Origin of the sequence: Mycobacterium sp. SMC-4, assembly GCF_025263265.1 — a bacterium.
In the GTDB taxonomy this organism is placed as follows: domain Bacteria; phylum Actinomycetota; class Actinomycetes; order Mycobacteriales; family Mycobacteriaceae; genus Mycobacterium.
On sequence record NZ_CP079869.1, the window covers coordinates 69,779 to 90,660 of the forward strand.

General features: G+C 65.9%; 17 protein-coding genes. 10 read left to right on the forward strand and 7 right to left on the reverse strand.

All coding sequences use genetic code 11. The features are described 5' to 3' along the window. Position 1 precedes the first annotated feature (1 nt). The 10 genes from eccB (at position 2) to KXD98_RS00430 (ending at position 11,358) form a co-directional block, all read left to right on the forward strand. Positions 2 to 1,477 carry a type VII secretion protein EccB gene (gene eccB / locus KXD98_RS00385; RefSeq protein WP_260761351.1) on the forward strand — a complete coding sequence of 492 codons (1,476 nt, stop codon included), beginning with the start codon at positions 2 to 4 and terminating at the stop codon, positions 1,475 to 1,477. Beyond that, positions 1,474 to 3,765: a type VII secretion protein EccCa gene (gene eccCa, locus KXD98_RS00390; RefSeq protein ID WP_396882168.1), complete on the forward strand. Its 2,292-nt coding sequence runs from the start codon at positions 1,474 to 1,476 to the stop codon at positions 3,763 to 3,765. The genes eccB and eccCa overlap by 4 nt, the downstream gene beginning before the upstream one ends. After that, positions 3,762 to 5,543: a type VII secretion protein EccCb gene (gene eccCb, locus KXD98_RS00395; RefSeq protein WP_260761352.1), complete on the forward strand. Its 1,782-nt coding sequence runs from the start codon at positions 3,762 to 3,764 to the stop codon at positions 5,541 to 5,543. The genes eccCa and eccCb overlap by 4 nt, the downstream gene beginning before the upstream one ends. A gap of 146 nt (positions 5,544 to 5,689) precedes the next feature. Beyond that, positions 5,690 to 5,986 (forward strand): PE family protein, encoded by a 297-nt coding sequence (locus KXD98_RS00400; protein ID WP_260761353.1) that lies wholly within the window; start codon positions 5,690 to 5,692, stop codon positions 5,984 to 5,986. A 30-nt stretch (positions 5,987 to 6,016) separates the two neighbouring features. Continuing rightward, complete coding sequence (locus KXD98_RS00405) at positions 6,017 to 7,330, forward strand: PPE family protein (RefSeq protein WP_260761354.1); 1,314 nt, start codon at positions 6,017 to 6,019, stop codon at positions 7,328 to 7,330. A 90-nt stretch (positions 7,331 to 7,420) separates the two neighbouring features. Next, on the forward strand, positions 7,421 to 7,723 hold the full coding sequence (locus KXD98_RS00410) for a WXG100 family type VII secretion target (protein ID WP_260761355.1): 303 nt from the start codon (positions 7,421 to 7,423) through the stop codon (positions 7,721 to 7,723). 29 nt (positions 7,724 to 7,752) lie between these two features. After that, entirely contained in the window at positions 7,753 to 8,040 is a 288-nt protein-coding gene (locus KXD98_RS00415) for a WXG100 family type VII secretion target (protein ID WP_098005647.1), read from the forward strand. 94 nt (positions 8,041 to 8,134) lie between these two features. Further along, positions 8,135 to 9,511 carry a MinD/ParA family protein gene (locus KXD98_RS00420; protein ID WP_260761356.1) on the forward strand — a complete coding sequence of 459 codons (1,377 nt, stop codon included), beginning with the start codon at positions 8,135 to 8,137 and terminating at the stop codon, positions 9,509 to 9,511. Next, positions 9,508 to 11,034: a type VII secretion integral membrane protein EccD gene (eccD, locus tag KXD98_RS00425; protein ID WP_260761357.1), complete on the forward strand. Its 1,527-nt coding sequence runs from the start codon at positions 9,508 to 9,510 to the stop codon at positions 11,032 to 11,034. Before KXD98_RS00420 ends, eccD begins: the two co-directional genes overlap by 4 nt. A 6-nt stretch (positions 11,035 to 11,040) precedes the next feature. Then, a complete protein-coding gene (locus KXD98_RS00430) occupies positions 11,041 to 11,358 on the forward strand; it encodes an ESX-1 secretion-associated protein (protein ID WP_260761358.1) in 318 nt (105 codons plus the stop codon). A 96-nt stretch (positions 11,359 to 11,454) separates the two neighbouring features. On the opposite strand, the gene KXD98_RS00435 is transcribed toward KXD98_RS00430, so the two are convergent. From KXD98_RS00435 to KXD98_RS00465, 7 genes are all read right to left on the reverse strand, one after another. Next, complete coding sequence (locus KXD98_RS00435) at positions 11,455 to 11,793, reverse strand: YbaB/EbfC family nucleoid-associated protein (RefSeq protein ID WP_260761359.1); 339 nt, start codon at positions 11,791 to 11,793, stop codon at positions 11,455 to 11,457. After that, positions 11,793 to 13,388, reverse strand: a complete 1,596-nt coding sequence (locus tag KXD98_RS00440) for a PPE domain-containing protein (RefSeq protein ID WP_260761360.1) — start codon at positions 13,386 to 13,388, stop codon at positions 11,793 to 11,795. The genes KXD98_RS00435 and KXD98_RS00440 overlap by 1 nt, the downstream gene beginning before the upstream one ends. After that, positions 13,385 to 14,782, reverse strand: coding sequence for a type VII secretion protein EccE (gene eccE / locus KXD98_RS00445; RefSeq protein WP_260761361.1), 1,398 nt, complete (start codon positions 14,780 to 14,782; stop codon positions 13,385 to 13,387). Before eccE ends, KXD98_RS00440 begins: the two co-directional genes overlap by 4 nt. Further along, positions 14,779 to 16,125, reverse strand: a complete 1,347-nt coding sequence (gene mycP / locus KXD98_RS00450) for a type VII secretion-associated serine protease mycosin (protein WP_260761362.1) — start codon at positions 16,123 to 16,125, stop codon at positions 14,779 to 14,781. Before mycP ends, eccE begins: the two co-directional genes overlap by 4 nt. Positions 16,126 to 16,250: 125 nt before the next feature. Continuing rightward, positions 16,251 to 17,954 (reverse strand): RNA-binding domain-containing protein, encoded by a 1,704-nt coding sequence (locus KXD98_RS00455; RefSeq protein ID WP_260761363.1) that lies wholly within the window; start codon positions 17,952 to 17,954, stop codon positions 16,251 to 16,253. 608 nt (positions 17,955 to 18,562) lie between these two features. After that, positions 18,563 to 18,820 (reverse strand): HPr family phosphocarrier protein, encoded by a 258-nt coding sequence (locus KXD98_RS00460; RefSeq protein WP_098005662.1) that lies wholly within the window; start codon positions 18,818 to 18,820, stop codon positions 18,563 to 18,565. Between the two features lie 59 nt (positions 18,821 to 18,879). After that, complete coding sequence (locus tag KXD98_RS00465; RefSeq protein WP_260761364.1) at positions 18,880 to 20,868, reverse strand: fructose-specific PTS transporter subunit EIIC; 1,989 nt, start codon at positions 20,866 to 20,868, stop codon at positions 18,880 to 18,882. Between the last annotated feature and the right edge of the window lie 14 nt (positions 20,869 to 20,882).

A 20,882-nucleotide genomic window follows, 5' to 3' on the forward strand; every position in this document is an offset into this window, starting at 1 on the left:
CATGGCGGGATTTCGGCTCACCACCAAGGTCCAGGTCAGCGGCTGGCGCTTCCTGTTGCGTCGTGTCGAGCACGCCATAGTGCGTCGCGACACCAGGATGTTCGACGACCCCTTGCAGTTCTACAGCCGCGCCGTGACCGCTGGAATTGTGATCGCCGTCCTCATCTGTCTGGGCGCTGCGCTGTTGGCCTACTTCAAACCGCTGGGAAAACGCGGTGGCGACAACCTCCTGGTCGACCGTGCGACCAATCAGCTCTATGTGGTACTTCCCGACAACGGCCAGCTGCGGCCGGTGTACAACCTGACGTCGGCCCGGTTGATCCTCGGTACCAACGGGACGCCGGTCGCGGTGAAATCCGAAGAACTCGACAGAATGCCCAAGGGGCAACCGTTGGGCATCCCGGGTGCCCCGTACGCCACTCCGGTATCGCCGAGCCCGGAGTCACAGTGGGGCCTGTGTGACACCGTCGTCAAGCCTCAGAGCATTGCGCCCCAGGTGGACTCGTCGGTTCTGATCACGGCACTGGCGCTGGACAACTCGGTCGGCCCGATGAGGCCAGATCAGGGCATGCTGGTGACCTTCAACCAGCAGGACTGGCTCGTCACCGCGGCCGGACGACACGCCATCGACATGTCCGACCGTGCTGTGACCTCCGCAGTGGGCATCCCGGTGACTGCCCGCTCGGCACCGATCTCGCAGGGGTTGTTCAATGCGCTGCCCGATGCCGGGCCGTGGCAGCTCTCCGACATCGCGGGCGCCGGGGCCCCCAACAGCGTCGGGCTGCCCCCGGAGTTGGTCGTCGGCACCGTATTCAAGACCGTCACAGAATCCGACCAGCAACACTATGTGGTGCTGATCGACGGGGTGGCCAAGGTCAACGACACCACCGCGGCCGCACTTCGCGCCACCAATTCCTACGGGCTGATCGAACCGCCGTCGATGGAGCCCAGTGCGGTGTCGCGGATCCCCGAGCAGGTCTACGAATCGCCGTTGCCCGATGCCGCGATGACGATGCTGTTACGCCAGGACATCCCGACGCTGTGTTGGTCGTGGGTTCGCGAGCCAGGTGATCAGGCCCCCAGAACCATGGTGATCGCTGGACGCCGGTTGCCGCTACCGCCTGGTGCTCTGAACACCGGGATCGACCAAATCAATGGGGACAACACGGTGTACGTCGACGGCGGCCAATACGTTCGGCTGCAGGCACCAGACCCCGACTTCGGGGAAAGTCTCTACTACGTCGACCCGCAAGGGGTGCGCTACGGTCTGCCCGACGAGGACACCGCACGCGACCTCGGACTGTCCGTCCCACGCACCGCGCCGTGGCAGGTCGTCAGCCTGCTCGTCGACGGCCCGGTGTTGTCCAAGGATGCCGCACTGGTCGAACACGACACCCTGCCGCCGAATCCCAACCCCCGCAAGGTCAACAGCGGAGGTGCGGTACATGCGGGCTCGATGACCGGAGGTGGCCGATGACGACCAGGAAGTTCACCCCGATCATGAAGCGGGGCCCACGCCTGACGCCAGGTGAGATCAACGTGACGCCCCCCGACGACCTGGGTATCGACATTCCGCCGTCAGGTATGCAGAAGGCGCTGCCGTGGGTATTGGGCGGGTGCATGCTCGGGATGATCGCCATCATGATGTTCAGTGGTATACGCCAACTTTCGCCGTACATGCTGATGATGCCGCTGATGATGGTGATGGCCGCGGTCGGCCTGATGGCCAGCGGTGGAACCGGCGGCAAGAAGGTGCCCGAGATCAATGCCGACCGTAAGGAGTACCTGCGGTACCTGGCTAATCTACGTACCCGGGTGACGTCGTCGGCAGCAGCGCAGGTGACGTTCTTCAACTACCATGCGCCACACCCCGAGGACCTGCTGTCGATCATCGGGACTCACCGGCAGTGGTCGCGAGCGGCCAACGCGGACTTCTATGCCGCGGCCCGTATCGGCTTGGGATCCGAGCCGGCGGTCGATCGCCTGCTCAAGCCCGCCGTCGGCGGGGACCTGGCTGGGCCGTCCGGTGCGCCCCAACCGCATCTGGAACCCGTGAGCCACATGTGGGTGACCAAGTTCTTGCGCACCCACGGATTGATCCACGACTGCCCGAAACTGGTTCAGCTACGTACATTCCCGACAATCGCCCTGGGTGGCGATGTCGACGGCGCTGCTGCGCTGCTGCGCGCCATGGTCTGCCACCTGGCAGTCTTCCATCCCCCAGACCTACTCCAGATCCGCGTGCTGACCGACGACCCGGAGGATCCGAACTGGGCCTGGTTGAAATGGTTGCCCCACACCCAGCACCCGTCCGACGTCGACGCTTCCGGCCCGACTCGGATGGTGTTCACCCGGCCCGACGGACTGAGCGATCTGGCGGCCCGCGGTCCGCACACCGCCGATGCCACGCCGAGTGGCGCCTACGTTGTGGTCGTGGACCTCACCGGCGGTAGAGCGGGCTTCCCGATCGACGGCCGGGCCGGTGTCACCGTCTTGACCCTCGGTAACCACCGCTCGTCGTATCGTATTCGCGTCGACGCGGACGGGACGGCTGACGACAAGCTACCCAACCAGTCGTTTCGTCTGGTGGCCAATCGGGTGGATGCGATGACACCTGGCCAGGCCGAGCGGATCGCCCGCAAGCTGGCCGGTTGGTCGATCACCGGGACGATCATCGACAAGAGCACCCGCGTACAGAAGAAAGTCGCCACCGAGTGGCACGAGATCGTCGGCGCCCAATCGGTGGAGGAGGTGACGCCTGCGCGGTGGCGGATGTTCGCTGACACTGACCGCGACCGGCTTCGCATTCCGTTCGGCCACGAGCTCAAGACCGGCGATGTGATGTATCTCGACATCAAAGAGGGTGCGGAGTTCGGCGCCGGTCCGCACGGCATGCTGATCGGTACCACCGGCTCTGGCAAGTCGGAGTTCCTCCGTACGCTGATCCTTTCGCTGGCCGCGACGCACCATCCTGACCAGGTCAACCTACTGCTGACCGACTTCAAGGGCGGATCGACTTTCCTTGGTATGGAGAAACTTCCGCACACCGCTGCAGTGGTGACCAACATGGAGGAGGAGGCCGAGCTCGTCAGCCGGATGGCGGAGGTGCTCTCCGGCGAACTCGACCGCCGCCAATCCATCCTTCGGCAAGCCGGCATGCAGGTCGGAGCAGCAGGTGCGCTCTCCGGCGTCGCGGAGTACGAGAAGTACCGCGAACGCGGAGCCGACCTGGCCGCGCTGCCCACGCTGTTCGTCGTGGTCGACGAGTTCGCCGAGTTACTGCAGAACCATCCCGACTTCATCGGCCTGTTCGACCGGATCTGTCGGGTGGGCAGATCACTGCGTGTGCACTTGTTGCTGGCCACGCAGTCACTGAATACCGGCGGCACCCGTATCGACAAACTCGAGCCGAACTTGACCTACCGTATTGCGTTGCGTACCACCAGCTCTGCGGAGTCCAAGGCGGTGATCGGCACACCGGAAGCCCAGTACATCTCCAACAAGGAGAGTGGGGTCGGCTTCCTGCGGGTGGGCATGGAGGATCCGGTGAAGTTCCAGAGCGTATACACCGGCAACGCCTACGCACCGTCCGTCCTGGACCTCGGTGACGACGATGCCCCCGGCAAGCATGCCGACAGGTCTATCCGCATCCACCGCTTCACCGCGGCGCCGATCACCGACGAGCGCTTGCGCGAGGAGAAGATGGGCACCGACGAGCGCTTGCGCGAGGAGAAGACGACTCGCGATGTGGCGGTGACCCCATGAGCATCGATACCGGGCAGAAGGTGTTGCGGGAAGTGGTGCTCGAACAACTGTCGACGAGCGAGAACCACGCGTATCGAATGTGGTTACCGCCGTTGGCCGACCCGACGCCGGTCAATGAACTCGTCGCCCGCGACTACGACCGGCGGCCGCTGCGCATCGGTCTGGGTGTGATGGACGAGCCGCGGCGCCACCGCCAGGAGGTCTGGGGTATCGATGTGTCCACCGCGGCCGGCAACATCGCCATCGGTGGTGCGCCGCAAACCGGCAAGTCGACCTTCCTGCAGACGTTCATCCTCTCGGCGGCTGCGTCACACACCCCGCGGCAGATTCAGTTCTACTGCGTCGACATGGGCGGTGGCGGGTTGATGTACGTCGAAGACCTTCCGCATGTCGGCGGCGTCGCTACCCGCGCTGAGCCCGACCGCGTCAACCGCGTCATCGCAGAGGTGAAAGCGGTACTGAGACAACGTGAGCAGACCTTCAAGCAGTACCGGGTCGGTTCTATGGCCGACTACCGACAATTGCGCGACGACGCTGCCCACCCGGCGTCCGCAGACCCGTTCGGTGATGTGTTTCTCGTCGTCGACGGCTGGCCGGCGTTCGCGGCGGAGTTCCCTGATCTCGAGGCAACGGTCCAAGACATCGCGGGGCAGGGTTTGTCCTATGGCGTGCATGCCATGATCTCGACGCCGCGCTGGACGGAGCTCAAGGCCAGGATCCGGGACTACCTGGGCACCAAGGTGGAGTTCCGGCTGGGTGACGTCAACGAAACGCAGATCGACCGCATCACCCGTGAGATCCCGCTGAACCGGCCGGGCCGGGCGGTCTCGACGGAGAAGCACCACTTGATGATCGGGGTGCCGCGGATGGACGGGGTACACAGTGCCGAGGGACTCGTCCCCGCGCTGACCGCGGCGGTCCAGGAGATCGCCGGCCGCCACACCGACGAGGCACCGCCGGTTCGAGTGCTACCGAGCTGGATCCATCTGCAGCAGCTCGATCCGACTCCGCCCGGGCCCGAGTCGGACTACCGGACGCGGTGGACGGTTCCCGTCGGCGTGCGGGAGTCGGACTTGACCGTCGCCTACAACAACATGCACACCAGTCCGCATCAGCTGATCTTCGGGGCGCCCAAGTCGGGCAAGACCACGATCGCCGCCGCGGTCGCGCAGGCGATCTGCGCGCGCAACAGCCCCGAACAGGTCCGCTTCATGATTGCCGATTACCGGTCGGGTCTCCTCGAAGCCGTCCCCGACGGGCATCTGCTGGCGGCCGGTGCGATCAACCGCAACCACACGACCTTGGAGACGTCGATCAAGGCCCTGGCGATCAACCTGACCAAACGGTTACCGCCGGCCGACCTCACGCCGGCGCAATTGCGGGCGCGCTCGTGGTGGACCGGACCCGACATCGTGTTGTTGGTCGATGACTGGCACATGATCGTCGCCGCCGGGGGGATGATGTCGCCGATGGCACCGCTGTCACCGTTGTTGCCCGCGGCCGCGGACATCGGACTGCACCTGATCGTGACGTGCCAGATGAGCCAGGCTCACCGCGCGACGATGGACAAGTTCGTCGGCGCTGCCTACGGTGCTGGGACCCCCACGCTGTTTCTCTCCGGCGAAAAACAGGATTTCCCGTCGCGCGAGATCGTCGTCAAGAAGAGGCCTCCTGGCCAGGCATTTTACGTCTGCCCGGACGGCAAGGAAGTCATTCAGGCGGCCTATGTCGATCCACCGTCAGAAGAAGTGTTCGTAGCACCCCCGGAAGGCGGTTAAGATGGCATTCTGGCGGTTCTAGCAAAGTCGCAGAACATGCCTGGAACATTTGAGTCGGGGGATTCAAACAGCAACCACCGGCCATTGGCGCGCGCCGATCGGCAGACCGGCGCCTGGATTCGTGAACGAGTGGCAGGAGTCAGCAAATGCAACCGTTGAGTCATAACGCCGGCGCTGCAGGTATCGGGGGTCAGGTCGCCGCCAATGGTGCCCGTGGGCTGGCAGCGGGTACGGCAGCGACCGCTGAAGTCAGCGCGCTGGCCCCGGCCGGAGCCGACGAGGTGTCGGTGATGGCTGCTGCGGCCTTCATGGCCGAGGGAGTCCAGACCTTGGGAATCAACGCGTTGGCCCAGGAGGAACTGGCCCGGGCGGGTGCCACCGTCATCGAGATTGCCGGCATCTATCAGGCCGTCGACGGAGAAAACGGCGCCACTCTGGCGTGAGCCGGAGAGCCGACTGAACGGTAGCTGCCCATGGCTGTGCCTACGATTCCGATCCCGCCCATCTGGGGAGCGTTTCCTCCTGAGGTGAACACCTCCCGCCTGATGGCCGGAGCTGGGCCCGCTCCCATGTTGCAGGCTGCTGCGGGGTGGGAGGCGTTCGCGATCTCGTTGGAAACCCAAGCCGACGAATTGGCCGCGAGCTTGGCGTCGTTGGCGCAGATGTGGCAGGGCATGGGAAGTGAACGGGCGATCACCGCAGCGATGCCGATGGTGGTGTGGCTGCGGATGTTATCGCTGCAGGCTCACAAGCGGGCGATGCAGGCTTCGGCGCAGGCCACCGCTTATTCCACGGCGATGGCAACCACTCCACCGCTGGTCGAGATCGAACTCAACCACATCACACACGCGGTGTTGGAGGCCACCAATTTCCTTGGTGTCAACGCCATCCCCATCGGACTGAATGAAGCCGACTACGTGCGGATGTGGGATCAGGCTGCTGCGGTGATGGGCCTTTACGAGTCCGAAACGATGGTCAACGCGACCTTCGAGCCGGTGGCCATGCCCAAGCCGATCGTCCTCCCGGGGGCCGCCGAGGCAACCCTGGCCAGTGGGATGGCCGGGGCGGCCCCGTTGATGGGTGGTGCCGCGGTGCGTAACGCGGTGTTCGCACAGGTCAGCGGACAGGGCAAAGCCGACGAGGCCAACCTGAAGGCCGGTCGCGCCGAGCAGGCTGCCGCGCAGGCGGCCAATCAAGGTCGCACGCACAGCGATCCGGGCCGAGGCCCGCTTCAGGACCCTTCTCAGGGAATGCAGATGGGTATGCAGATGGCCTCACAGCTGGGATCCACCCTCGGTCAGTTACCCCAGCAGATGATGCAAGGTGTCACGCAGCCATTCCAGCAACTGACACAACCGCTGCAGCAGGTGTCCTCGATGTTTGGCCAGATGGGCACCATGATGGGTGGTGACCGAGGTGCACAGGTCGGAATGCTGGGTGCGACACCATTTTCCAACCACCCGGCAATCGGCGGCAACGGTGCTGCAGCCGGCGCCGGACTGGTTCGGGCCGCGTCGCTTCCCGGGGCCGGTGGTACGTCTGCCCGCACGCCGCTGATGTCCAACCTGCTCGGTACGCCGGGCATGAATCCGGTGTCTGTGGGCGTCGGTGCGGCGGCGGCCGGAGCCGGCGCGGCGGGGCTCGCGCCGGTGGCCGCTGGCGGCGGCATGGGTGGCCCGATGGGCATGATGGGCCAGCGGGGCCAGGCCGGCGGTCACCGCTCCGGACTGAACGCTCCGGCCCCGTTGGCGCACGACCTCAGTGAGGACGAAGAAGACGACTGGTAGGTCGTCGCACATACAAAGACTTGCCGGCCGCCTGGGTCGGGGAGCTCGTCGAGCAGACGAGAGCACAGGTAACCAAAGAGAGGGTCAGCAATGGGATTGGTGAATGCGGATACCCCGCAGTTGATGGCGGAGGCGGCAAATTTCGACCGCATCTGCGGCGAGCTGGCTACCGTCCTCGCCCAGGTCGAGTCGACGGCCGCGGGTCTGCAAGCCAGTATGAACAGTGAAGGTGCCGGCGCTGCGGCGCAGGCGGCGTTGATTCGCTTCAATGAGGCCGCCGGGCAGCAGATCCGTCTGCTGGAGGACATCTCGCAGAACATCAACATCAGCGGGCAGTCGTATCAGAACACCGATGCGCAGAACGCTGACGAACTCGCAAACCAGATGCTCTGACCGAGACCACAAAGACGAGGAGAACTGACATGGGACTTATCGAATACAACTTTGCCGGAATCGAAAGCGGTGCAGGCGAATTGCAGGCCGCAGTGCAGCGCACCCTGGGCCTGCTCGAAGAGGGACAGGGCTCACTGGCTCGGCTGCAGGCTGCCTGGATGGGCGAGGGCTCGATGTCCTATCAGGCTGTGCAGCAGCGCTGGGACAACAACTCCATGGAGATCAACCAGGCCTTGCAGAGCCTCGGCCACGCGGTGAGCAATTCGGGTCAGAACATGGGAACCACCGAGAACGGTGTGATCGGAACCTTCACATAAGCGCAATCGTGCACGCCGGTGGGTGATCGACCGACACTGAATGATCGCCCACCGGGTGTGCCTGAGCCCACGACAACAACCTTGAGAGGTGCACATGTCGGCCGACTATGACCGGCTTTTCCACTCCCCGGATGCGCTGCGCACCGTCGATGAGGACCCGGATCGGGAGACACCACCGATTGGTCGGGATGTGTCGCCGCCACAAGGTGGCGTCCACCGCACCGACGCGCCGGCCCCCATTCCCGCCGTTCCCCTCAACCCCCAGGCCGCCGCGGCACCACCGCCTCGCCAGACTGAGGTGACCGCGCAGATTCCGCTCACCCAGGCGCCGATTCCGCAACCGTTGCCCGACAACGGGTTGATGCGCATACCGCAGTCACAAAGTCAGACGGGGGCCCGGCATGAGGCGGCACGTCCCGCTCCTGCGCCGGCACCGCGGCAGGCTTCCGCGCCGCCGCCCAGCCAGCATTTCGCCGACGTGCCAGCGGAGCGCCGGCCGGCAGTTGCGCAACCGCCGACATCGGCGGCAGCGATGGGTAACCACCGCGCGATCGACGCCTTGTCGCATGTCGGCGTGCGCTCAGCGGTGAAGTTGCCCCCGCAACGCGGGTGGCGGCACTGGCTTTACCTGCTGACCCGCGTCAACCTTGGGCTGTCGCCCGATGAGATGTACGAGATGGAGCTCCACACCAGAATTCGCCGCAACGCCCGCGATTCGTACCAGATCGGAGTGTTCGGCCTCAAGGGTGGCGTGGGCAAGACCGCTGTGACCGTTGCCTTGGGCTCTGCGTTGAGCAGCATCCGCGGTGACCGCATTCTGGCCATCGACGCCGACCCGGACGGTGGTAACCTCGCCGATCGGGCGGGTCGGCAGTCCGCGGCGACCATCGCCGATCTACTGTCGGACAAGGAACTGCACCGCTACAACGATATTCGTGCCTACACCAGTATGAACAGCGCCAATCTCGAGGTGCTGTCCTCCGAGGAATACAGTGCAGCCCGTCGTGAGTTCAATGACGAGGACTGGCGGTCTGCGACCGAAATCGTTTCGCGCTACTACAATCTGGTTCTTGCCGACTGCGGGGCGGGACTTTTTCAGCCAGGGGCCCGCGGTGTGCTGTCCACGGTGTCCGGGCTGGTGATCGTGGCCAGCGCGTCCATCGATGGCGCGCGCCAAGCTGCCATCACGATGGACTGGTTGCGGCAGAACGGATATCAAGATCTCCTGGGCCGATCCTGCGTCGTGATCAACCACGTGGTGCCCGGTAAGCCGAACATCGACGTCGAGGATCTGGTGCAGCAATTCGAGCGGCATGTTGCACCGGGACGTGTCGTCGTCCTGCCCTACGACAAGCACATTGCTTCGGGCACCGAGATCCAACTCGGGTTGCTGAACAAAGCTTTCGAGCGCAGGGTCGTCGAGTTGGCTGCCGCGCTGTCTGACGACTTCGACAGGATCGAACGGCGTTGACCTCGACAGCTGCGTCCCCGGCGTCGGCCGATGTCGCACCCGGCCGGCCGGCCACCACGCGGGTGACCATCCTGACGGGTCGGCGGATGACAGACCTGGTCTTGCCGTCCGCTGCGCCGATCGAGACATACGTCGACGAGACGGTGTCCGTGTTGGCCGACACGCTGTCTGACACGTCGGCAGAGGATCTGGCAGGGTTCGACTTCAAGGCACAAGGAGTGTGGTCCTTCGCCCGGCCCGGAGCGCCGCCGATCAGACAGTCCGCCTCACTCGACGAAGTCGGGGTCGTGGACGGGTCGCTGTTGACGTTGGTTCCCGTCAGTCGCACCGAGCGGTACCGCCCCCTGGTCGAAGATGTCATCGATGCGATCGCGGTTCTCGACGAGGCACCGGAGTTCGACCGCCAGGCATTGAACCGCTTCGTCGGCTGGATGCTGCCCTTTGCCGCGGCCACAGTGACCGTGGTCGCGGTGCTGTCGTGGGCCTCGGCGGGACAGCACTGGTGGTGGGCTGTTGGGTTGGGCGTCCTGGGGATGTGCCTACTGGCGGCAAGCCTGCGGGCGCAGAAGCGGTTTGATGATGTCGACATGGCGGAGAGCCTGTTGGTGTCCTCGCTGCTGACGCTGATCGGAGCGGTGACGCTGGCCATACCGTTGCCGCGAGGGGTGGACTCACTCGGAGCCCCACAAATCGCCGGTGCGGGGGCGCTGGTCCTGCTGATGGTGTTGGCGACGCGTGGTGGGCCGCGGCGACGAGCTGAGATCGCGGCGTTCTTGGCGATGCTGGCGCTGGCGGTGACGTGGGCGGCGATCGCGTTCGGATACGGCTGGGGTGACTGGGTTCCCGCGGGGGCTATCGCGTTCGGCCTGATCGTCGTGACGAATGCAGCGAAGCTGACCGTTGCTGTGGCCCGAATCGCGCTGCCGCCTATTCCGGCACCTGGGGAAACGGTGTCCAACGACGAATTGCTCGATCCCGTCGTCACGCCTGACACGTCGGAGGAGTCCGAGACGTGGCAGGCCATCATCGCATCGGTGCCGGATTCGGCCGCTCGGTTGACCGAGCGCAGTCGCCTCGCCAAGCGCCTGCTGATCGGATTCCTCACCTCCGGCGCGACTGTCCTCACCGTCGGCGCGGTTGCCGTTGTCGTGCAAGGACATTTCTTTCTGCACAGCATGATCATGGCCGGCCTGGTGACCCTGGTGTGCGGATTCCGAGCCCGTCTCTATGCCGAGAGATGGTGTGCGTGGGCGCTGATGGCAGCCGCGGTAGCCATCCCTACGGGTGTGGCCGTGCGCCTGTGCCTGTGGTATCCCGAGCGAGCCTGGCTGATTCTGGCGATCTACATAGTCGCGGCGCTGTGCGCGGTCATCGTCATCGGTGCCACCACCGGTATCCGACGGATATCACCGGTGACCAAACGGATCCTCGAACTGTTCGACGGCGCAGCGATCGCCGCAGTAATACCGATGCTGCTGTGGATCGCCGGCGTGTACGACCTCCTTCGCAATCTGCGGTTCTGAGATCGCATGGCTGGAAAGTTGAGGGTCAACACCGACGAATTACGCACCGTCGGCGATACTTTCACCGCCGCCGGCGATCGTCTGGCATCCAGCGACGTTGACCGGCTTCTCGGTGACGCGGCCGTGGGGGTCACGGCATTGCAGACCGCTGCCGCGTGCCGAAGCGCGCAGAACACCATGGCTGCAGAACTGTCAGCGCTTGCCCGTGCCGCGCGCAGCTACGGGGACAAACTTCGTGACGCGGCCACGCAATATGAGCAGACCGACCACCGCTCGGGCGAACAGATTCGCAGAGTCGACATTCCGCCGCCGGTGCCGAGCTGAGTTGAACACACCGTGGCTGCGGAAGCCGACGACGTCCTCAGGCCGTCGCGATCCCGCCCGGTGACATCGGCCGAACGGGGCGCCACGCGGTAACCGTCACGCTCCGTCGGAGAGGTCGGAGGTGATCTCGGCAACCACGGCGTCGATCCGTTCCCGGTCCGCGTCAATGGACGCCGAGGCCTCGTGGTTGGCTTGGTGTAGCGCCTCGTTGACGCGATCCTCGACGGTCTCCGCGCCCAGCCGCAGGAGGCCGTCCCGGATGTGGACGTCCTTGATCCAGTGATGTCCGTTGAGCGTGACTTTGATGGTCTCGTCCTCGTCGGATCCGCTGAACGAGTCGGAGGCCATCTTCTCCAATTGGTCGTCCATCAGCGACTGCAGTCGCCGGGCCTGCTTGAGGACCGCGGCGACCTCGGGGTGCATGTCGTCGGTCACTACGACTCCTTCCTGCTGTCGTCGGACGCACCACGGCGCCGTGCCCGGTTGCCGACCACCGGCTCTGTCCACGGACGGTCTTCGGTGTAGAGTTCCTCGTCTTCGGAGAGCTGCGGATTACGCTTCTTCTCGCCGGTATTGCCCTGCGCGCCATGCATCATCGGGGCCATCCCACCCATGCCGCCGCCCATCGCGGCACCACCAGAGCCACCGGCACCCTGCGCGGGCGCAGGTGCGCTCGGCGCGACGACCGGGGTCGGCGCCACGGTCTCGGCACTGACAGCCGGCTGCAGCGGCCCGGCCGGAACCCCGGCGCCACCACCACCGCCGCCCGCCCCGGCGCCGCTGTGCGCGGCCGGCTGGACCGATGGACCCCGCGGGAATGTGGGCTCGGGCTTCGGGTGGGTGGGCGCGGTCGAGCCCGGGGAGCCTGCACCCGGAGCGCCCCCAGGTGTCGCCCCGCTCGGCGCCCCGGAGGAAGGGGCACCGCCTGAAGGGCTCCCGGCCGGCGAATTGCCTTCGGGTGCTTGCGTTGCTGCGGGCGATCCCCCAGCCGGCGATGTCGCGGCGTGCTGGGTGGGCCGTGGGGCACCGCCGCCGGCTTCCGAACTGCTGCCGTTACCCGCGGACGGGGCGCCGCGACGGCTGTCATCTGATCGGGGGTCTGCGCGGCGGGCGTGTCGATGATCCTGCAAGGTCACCGGGACGCCCGACACCACCGGGTTGGGTGGTTCCTCGGGGGTGATCTGGTAGGGCTGTCCGTCGCGGGCGTAGGCGTTGCGTAGCGACTCAGACCGCGCCTGCAGTTCGGCCATTCGTTCCATCGTCGAATACGTATAAGGGCTCAGCGGTTTACCCATGACAGAGTCGTGGAGCTGTTGGTACTCGTCAGCCACCGGGTGGTGGTCCTGTCGAGCCGTGCGATGCGCCTGGGCGATGCGATCGGCCTCACCGGCGAGCCGTTTCCACGACTCGGCCAGCCCGATCAGCCAGTCGCGGTATCTGGTGAACTTCGCGTAGGCGGCGTCCGCGGCCGCGCCTTCCCACAGCACACTGTTGACTTCGAACTGACGTGCAGAGCCCTCCAAAGTCTGTGCGTTGGAACGCCACAACTGCGCGACTGCCTGCAGCGATGCACCGTGGTCGCCGGCATCGAGTGCCCGTTGGGCATCTGGAGGGAACATCATCTGATCAGCCGGAGGTTGCCCTTTCGGGATCGGCATCGCCGGCGGCCGTGGTGGGGCGGGGGTGGTCACCGCCTTCGGGTACACCGTGGTGTCGGCGAGCGGGGTGCCGTCGCCATCGATCGTCGCCGCGATGTCCTGGGCCGAGGCCTGGTCGATCTGAGCGTACGCGTCGGCCACGTTGTGCAGTGTCTGAGCCAGTCGGGTGCCTTCGATCTTGCCGAACTGCTGGTGCGCCCATAGTGCTCTGGCATTGACCGCCAAATTGGTCACGGCCACGCTGCTGACAATCAAGGCGTCGGGTGCCACCAGTTCGGGCTGCGCCGATGCAGACGTCCACACGAGACTCTCGATCTGGGTCGCCTTGCGGTGCAAGTCCTCAGGCTCGACCTGAACCTCCTCGGAGCTCATGATTCCAGCACCATCTGGTAGCGGCTTTCCTCGCGGGGATTGATCAGTCTGATCGGCAATTGCTTATGCCGGGGGGTGGCTATGAAGTTGTCTCGCAGCACAACCCGTCCCAGTCCCGGATGGGTGCCGAGATACGTGGTGGCATGCGGCCATGACACCTTGGCGACCGGCCCGGTCCGCGCGTTGACGTACCCGGCGAACTCCCGGAACTCTGGCGCCAGCGTCACCTCGGCGCCGGCGGCTGTCGAGCGCACGACGAACTGCGTGAACAACCGCGCGTCACCGAGATTGATGCAACTGTCGACGTCGTCGAAGGGCATGTACACCGGATAGCGGTCAGCAGTCTCGCCGACCAGGACACCGGCAGAGCCGACCGGCAGTTCGTAGTGTCGGTCGGTGACCGGGCTTTGACCCAGCAGGGCGGCGCGCTGACCTCCGTACAAGCAGGAAAACCCGCGCGGTGTCGAGGGGTTGGCCAGCGTGGTGAGTAGCACGGTAGCCGTCGGAGCCGACCCCGGCGTGATGCGCACCTGGGTAACGGTGTGGTCGGCGCGCGCAGACCACCAGACATCGGGTCCCCCGGGGGCGGCGTAGGCCGCGGTAAAGGTGCTGCGGCCCTTGATCATCGACCAGGTCTCGCGTTCGAAGCTGATCTCGGTGGCACGGTCGAAGTCGTCGAAACTGCGTGCCGGACGGGCGTCGACCCCGCGGCTGGCGAGGTGGTCGGCGATGCGGGTGGTCGAGGACACCAGGTACTGCGCCAGCCCTGCGACTCCGACGTTGCGGCGGACGGCGGATTTCTGTGTGCGCTCGGGGTTGGCACGCAACACAATCCAGGTTCGTCGGCGGGCCGGCGCCGGATACGGTCCGACGACCTGTTCGTAGAGCGCGACCAAAGCCGACGGTGCGGTCTTCCCGACACGGTAACCAGCTGAAACCACATCGGCGTGGAGGTCGGGGCAAAACGCGCGCAGGAGGTCCTCGACGACGCGGGTGTGGATCACGTCGTCGGTGAACGCCGCCCCGTTGACGATCACCGTGGGTGTGAACGGCCGCGGGACCAATTCGATCACCGACACCAAGTGCTCACCCTGCCACCGCACCGCGACGTGGTCGGCAGGGACCACCGTCGCCCCCACGGCCGGCTCCGACGGTGCCGGCGGAGGCTGGCGATGCCGGCGCCGCCAGGCGACGAGCGCACCCACCCAGCCGGTCAGACGCCGGCCCCGGATGGTGACCACGGCGCTGAGCCCGGTCACAACCGCCAGCGTGATGCCCAGCCACGACAGGTTGATCGCGTTGAAGAGCAGGACAACGGCGGGAATCAGCACCGCGGCCCCCAGCGCGTGGCCGGTGGTGAAGCGCAGACCGAAGATCGACCGGAGATTTCTCATCGCCGCCTCAACGATCGTCGGGCCAGTGCGCCGATGCCGAGAGTGAGGGCGACGCCGAAACTGACGAGGACAACCGCGGTGATCGGGCCGCGGTCGGGTGGTGGCACGTGTACCGGCGGGGGGATCGTCTTGACCTGGTAGGGAACCTGGGCCGGGCCGGGCGGCACCTCCCACGTGAGCGCGGCGACCGGGTCGATCACCCCGGCCCCGACGACGTTGTCCACTCCGCCGCCGGGATGCCGCGCGGTTGCCGTGATCCGATTGATGACCTGAGCGGGGGTGAGCTCGGGAAAACGCTGGCGCACAAGCGCTGCCAGTCCGGAAACGTAGGCGGCGGAGAACGAGGTACCGGAGATGGGGATGGGACCGTCCTCGCCTTGCAGCGCGTTGACCGGGTTCCCGTCGTAGCCGAGGGCTACCAGGTTCTCACCCGGCGCGGCCGCGTCCAGCCACGGCCCGTGCATCGAGAATCCGCTGGGCTGGCCGTTCGGTGCGATGCTGCCGACGGTGAGCACCAGCGGGGAATACCACGCCGGCGAGACGATCGAAGACACTTTCTGCCAGCCGCGCGGATCCGCGGGTACAGCCGGATCGGGTCCGGGGTTCTGCGTACAGTCGCCGCCGGTGTTACCCGCGGCGACGACGATCACTGCACCCTTGACGTTGACCGCGTAATCGATTGCGGCACCGACCGCGTTCTCGTTGATCGGGCGGGTGGTCTTGTAGCAGGCCGCCTCGCTGATATTGATGACCTGGGCGCCGATATTGGCGGCGTGCACGATGGCGCGTGCCAGGCTGCGCAGTGACCCGGCGGTGCGGGTGGTGTTGGGATCATTGGGATCGTTGCGGGTGCCGACCGGCTGGAAGCTGTCGGAGGTCTGCCGCAGCGACAGTATGCGGGCATCCGGGGCGACACCGACGAACGCGTCGGTGGGAGCGGGCCGGCCGGCGAGGACAGCCGCGGTGAGCGTCCCGTGCGCGTCGCAATCGGACATGCCATTGCCGGCCTGGTCGACGAAGTCTCCACCGGGCTCGGCGGGTACCCGGGCCGATCCATTGGCTCCGGTGTCGATGACGGCGACCGTGATGCCCGCCCCGGTGGCAAAGCGGTGAGCATCGGACAGGCGTAGGTAGTCGCTGGCCCACGGGCGGTCGGCGAAGTTCGAATCCGGAAACACCGTAGGTGCTGCGCACACCCGGCGCTGCTCCATCGGTTGGTCGGGACCGGTTTCGTCGGGCGGTATCGCCGCAGGGTCGATCACCGGCGGTTCGATCGCCCCAACCGGCGGTGCACACACGACCAGCAAGAGCAATGCGGCGACCACCCCCGCTACACGCCGCATTTGGTGTCACCCCCTGCCGACATCCACCCGTGGATAGTGTGCCGACAGCTACCCGGCAAACCCAAAGCACCCCCCGCGGGTCAGGCAAAGAGCTACGTTAGGCGCCCCTGTCGGAAGCACACCGGCTAGCTTAAGGGCGCCGCACGGGGAGTCATTTCGCTTTCTTGTGGCGACGACGTCGCGCCGCGATCAGCCACGACGTAATGCGCTCCCCGTCGTTCCCCTTGCATGGCCAGAGCCCCGCGCTCAACGAGGCGTTTCAGGGTTTCGCGCGCGTGTTGGGGCGTTGTCTGACAGAGCTCTGCAGCTTGGCCACGGGTGATCGATCCGTAGGCTCCGACGTAATCGAGGATCATACGTTCCTGCTGGAGGGGATCTGCGCCCTTCACGCGTACGTAGGCACTACGGTCCTGCGCGAGGTCGTAGAACCGAGCAGTGAGATGGAACTTCCGGCTGCGGCCAGCCCCACGTGCTTCAAGAATCCCCGCTTCAACCAGCCGCGCGAGAATGCCCCGGACTGTCGCAGGTATCAGATTGAGCGCGGAGGCGACCTCAGGACCAGTCGCGGATCCGGATGACTTGACTTCGTGCACAGTGCGGATCTCGTCGAGGCTCAGAGGCTGTTGATGAGCGTCTTCCCACGTGAGCAGGAATCGCACCAGGTCGAGGTCCGCGCTTCCAAGTGGCACTGTCACGACGACCGATTCGGCGGTGCTGCGAGAGTAGTCGGGGGCGTCTCGGCCAGCTCGCAACTGTTGTTCGAACATGTCGTTGACACCCTTGCCGCGACGCTCCACGAGACCCGCGCGCTTGAAGGTGGCAGCGAGTATCGGACTTCTCGGCCGCGACTGATCGAGGATGTTGGTAAGGGTCACTCCCGGTGGAAGGCCACCGGGATTCGAAACCACGAACTCGCTGCCGGTGATTTGCACGAGAGTGGGACCAACGGCCGCGTAGTCGCGGTGGACCAGCGCGTTGGCGACGGCTTCTCGGCGCGTCACCGAAGGAATGAGTGAGATTTCGACCTTCTGCAGACCCACCGTCAGCTCGGTAGTTGTGTTGCGCTGATCGATCAGCTTGCGCAGTTCTTCCGCGGCTCGTAGGAGCGGAGCCATGATACGAACGTTGGCTGACATGTTGTCCGCACGAAGGTCCTGAAAGAGACACTCGGCGTTGGGAACCCAACGCTGTAGGGACTCCTCTGTTCCGAACAGGAGAATCGCGCCGAGGCTCACGGGTTCGTTGAGTGGCACAAGACCCAGTGCGCGCAGAATGTCGATGTCGGACAAGCCACCTAGGTCATCTCCAGCGGTGCGACAGAGTTTCCGAAAACGGTCGAATTCTGCCGGATCCAGGTCCGCCAGCGTGGCTCCGCGTGCCTGGGCTGCGGCGAAATCCTGCCCACGCGTCACCATTCCCATGCTGACGATCTCATGGGGGGTCATCGGCACGCAGGCAGGATGACCTGTCGTGTCGAGGACCCTTCGGGTGAAGACACCGAGCTTCGTGCCCACAGGTCCGGGGTCCGCCCGCGGAACGTCGACACGGATGATCTCGCGCTTGTCGATGATTTCGACTGCGACCTCAACCGCTAGCGCCGGCTCGGTGTTGGCCTGTACGTATGCAGCGACCCTGGCGGGGTCGGTGCGAGTACCGTGACGGGGTCTCGCGCCTATCACCGTGCCGTCGTCCTCGACCCCGATCAGTAGCACCCCGCCGTCGCCGTTTGCTAGGCAGGCGACTACTCGCGCCAGCTCCTTGTCATTGATCTCGGACTTGAACTCGGCAGTCATACTTTCGCCGGCTTCGAGGATGGCGGACGTGTCCACACAGTCCATTATGCATAACTATGGAGATGTTATGCCATGAACTTCATGGAATCATAACTTATGATTCCGTAAGGTCCCGCGTTCCGGGCAAGCGGTGATGTCTCGTCAGGTTCTGTGGCCGTCGTTCAACTCCCGTGCCAGTCCGACGCGGCGAGACTAGTCAGATACTTCGCGTAGTTGGGACCGCGTGATTAGGCGGGACATATGTGTACATGAGTGTTCGCATGCCGCCGATTTGATGCCCCGATGCCCGACTCTGAGCAGGCAGGTATTCACACTGCCGCATCAGTTATGAAACAGCCCCCATATTCCTTCCACGGAGTCATAACTTATGAAAGTTATGAAGTCGGCAAACTGGCGCGCAAGATGGTGCATCAGCTGGGCTAGCCGTCCAGCAAATGTCGTGTCATGCAGCAACCTCGGAAGGTCCACTCCACCAGTTACCGGATCGGGCCGGTGGGCAGGCTTCGGCAGAGAGCTGTTGTAGGAGCCCTCAAACCGGTGGTCCTGAGCCCGCGACGGACCAAGGCGCACCCGTGTCGTTCAAGTTGCGGCGTGGAGTGAGCTCTGGCGCTGCGTTACGACCGAGATCCCAGCACCCTCAGCACTCAGGCGTCGAGGTCCTGCTGCACCAGCTCGGCGACCTTGTTCAGGGCGGCCTCGTCGTCGGAGGCGACGGTGACCTCGGCGCCGTTGCCGGCACCCAGCGTCATGATCATCAGCGCCGAGCCGGCGTCCACGGGCTCACCGCCGTCCATCGACAGGGTGACGGGCACACCGGCCTCGACGACGGCCTCGGCGATGATCGCCGCGGGCCGGGCGTGCAGTCCGATGGCCGAGCCGACGATGACGGTCTTGGTGGGCATAGGGGTTCTCCTCTGAGTGGTGGGTTGGGTGTCGGTCGGGTCGGTGGATGGGGTGACGGTCAGGCGGCCACGAGCTCGGATTCGGTTCTGGCGCCGGGCTTGATGAACTGCTTGGCCACCACGACGGCCAATGCGCCGGCGATGGTGCCCGCGATCAGCGCGATGACGAAGCCGAGCTTGTTGTCGATGGCGAACAGCACGAAGATGCCGCCGTGCGGGGCCCGTGAGGTCGCGCCGAAGGCCATGCACAGTGCGCCGGTGATCGCGCCGCCGAACATCATCGACGGGATCACCCGCAGCGGGTCGGCCGCGGCGAACGGGATGGCGCCCTCGGAGATGAACGACGCGCCCAGCAGCCACGCCGCGCGGCCGTTCTCCCGCTCGGGCTCGCTGAACAGCCGGGGCCGGATGGTGGTGGCCAGCGCCATCGCCAGCGGCGGCACCATGCCCGCGGCCATCACGGTGGCCATGATCTCGAACGAGGCGGTGGTGGCCGCGGCCAGCCCGGCGGTGGCGAACGCATACGCCGCCTTGTTGACCGGGCCGCCCAAATCGAAGCACATCATCAAGCCGAGGATGACGCCGAGCAGGATCGCCGAGGTGCCCGACATTCCGCTGAGCCACTCGGTGAGGCTGGTGTTGACCCAGGCCAGCGGACGGCCGACCAGGAAGAACATGATCAGCCCGACCGCCAGCGACGCGAACAGCGGGGTGATCACCACCGGCATCAGGCCCCGGAACCATTGCGGCACCTTGATGTTGGAGATCCACAGCGCCGCGAAGCCGGCGATCACACCGCCGACGATGCCGCCGATGAAGCCGCCGCCGATGAACACCGCCAGCGCGCCGGCGGTGAAGCCGGGCGCGATGCCCGGCCGGTCGGCGATCGCGAACGAGATGTAGCCGGCCAGCGCGGGCACCAGGAAGCCGAACGCCAACCCGCCGAGGGTGAACAGGATCGCGCCCAGGTATTCCAGGAAGCCGCCCGGCGGCAGGCTGGTCAGCGAGTAGTTCAGCGCGATGTCGTTGCCGGTGTCGGCGATCTCGTAGCCGGCGAACAGAAAGCCCAGCGCGATCAGCAGACCACCCGCGGCGACGAACGGGATCATGTAGCTCACGCCGGTCAGCAGGATCTGACGGGTCCGGGTGCCCCAGCCGACGTCACCCGACGGTGCCTGTGCGGCGTCCGCACCCGACCCCTCGACGCGCGGTGCATTCGGATTGTCGGCTGCGGCAACGGCTTCGGCGATCATCTTGGCGGGCTCGTTGATGGCGCGCTTGACGCCCGAGGCGATCACCGGCTTGCCGGCGAAGCGGCCCTTGTCCTTGACGCCGACGTCGGTGGCGAAGATGACCGCGTCGGCCCCGGCGATGGTGTCAGCCGGCACCGGGGTGCTGCCCGAGGAACCCTGGGTCTCCACCACCAGCGTGACGCCGGCCTCCTTGGCCGCGGCGGCCAGCGCATCGGCGGCCATATAGGTGTGGGCGATACCGGTCGGGCAGGCGGTGATCGCGACGACCGTCTTCGTGGCCGTCTCGACCGGCGAGGCCGCGGGCTGCGCGGCCGGGGCAGCCGGTGCCGGGTTGACCACGCCGTCGACCAGCTCGACCACTTCGGCGGCGGTGCCCGCGCTACGCAGCGACGCGACGAAGTCCTTACGCACCAACGCCCGCGCCAGGCTGGAGAGCAGCTTCATGTGCTCCTGCCCGCCCGACTCCGGGGCGGCGATCAGGAACACCAGGTCGGCCGGGCCGTCCGGGGCGCCGAAGTCCACCGCCGGGGTCAGTCGCGCGAACCCGATCGTCGGGGTGTCCACATAGGGGGAGCGGCAGTGCGGGATCGCGATGCCGCCGGGCAGGCCGGTGGCCGACTGACCTTCGCGGGCCATGGCGGCGCCGAGCAGGCCCTCGGCGTCGGAGGTGCGGCCCGCACCGGCCAGGCTGGCGGTCAGCCGGGCGATCACGGCTTCCTTGTCGCCGTCGACGGCGACGTCGAGCAACACCAGATCGGTGGTGATGATCGGCGCTGAAGGAGTGGGGCTGGTCATGGCACTACTTTCGT

Coding starts and splice junctions, on each gene's coding strand:
- KXD98_RS00410 (WP_260761355.1), top strand. CDS start 7,421: ATGGGATTGGTGAATGCGGATACCCCGCAGTTGATGGCGGAGGCGGCA.
- mycP (WP_260761362.1), bottom strand. CDS start 16,125: ATGCGGCGTGTAGCGGGGGTGGTCGCCGCATTGCTCTTGCTGGTCGTG.
- KXD98_RS00430 (WP_260761358.1), top strand. CDS start 11,041: ATGGCTGGAAAGTTGAGGGTCAACACCGACGAATTACGCACCGTCGGC.
- KXD98_RS00415 (WP_098005647.1), top strand. CDS start 7,753: ATGGGACTTATCGAATACAACTTTGCCGGAATCGAAAGCGGTGCAGGC.
- KXD98_RS00400 (WP_260761353.1), top strand. CDS start 5,690: ATGCAACCGTTGAGTCATAACGCCGGCGCTGCAGGTATCGGGGGTCAG.
- eccCa (WP_396882168.1), top strand. CDS start 1,474: ATGACGACCAGGAAGTTCACCCCGATCATGAAGCGGGGCCCACGCCTG.
- KXD98_RS00440 (WP_260761360.1), bottom strand. CDS start 13,388: ATGAGCTCCGAGGAGGTTCAGGTCGAGCCTGAGGACTTGCACCGCAAG.
- KXD98_RS00420 (WP_260761356.1), top strand. CDS start 8,135: ATGTCGGCCGACTATGACCGGCTTTTCCACTCCCCGGATGCGCTGCGC.
- KXD98_RS00460 (WP_098005662.1), bottom strand. CDS start 18,820: ATGCCCACCAAGACCGTCATCGTCGGCTCGGCCATCGGACTGCACGCC.
- eccE (WP_260761361.1), bottom strand. CDS start 14,782: ATGAGAAATCTCCGGTCGATCTTCGGTCTGCGCTTCACCACCGGCCAC.
- KXD98_RS00465 (WP_260761364.1), bottom strand. CDS start 20,868: ATGACCAGCCCCACTCCTTCAGCGCCGATCATCACCACCGATCTGGTG.
- eccB (WP_260761351.1), top strand. CDS start 2: ATGGCGGGATTTCGGCTCACCACCAAGGTCCAGGTCAGCGGCTGGCGC.
- KXD98_RS00405 (WP_260761354.1), top strand. CDS start 6,017: ATGGCTGTGCCTACGATTCCGATCCCGCCCATCTGGGGAGCGTTTCCT.
- eccCb (WP_260761352.1), top strand. CDS start 3,762: ATGAGCATCGATACCGGGCAGAAGGTGTTGCGGGAAGTGGTGCTCGAA.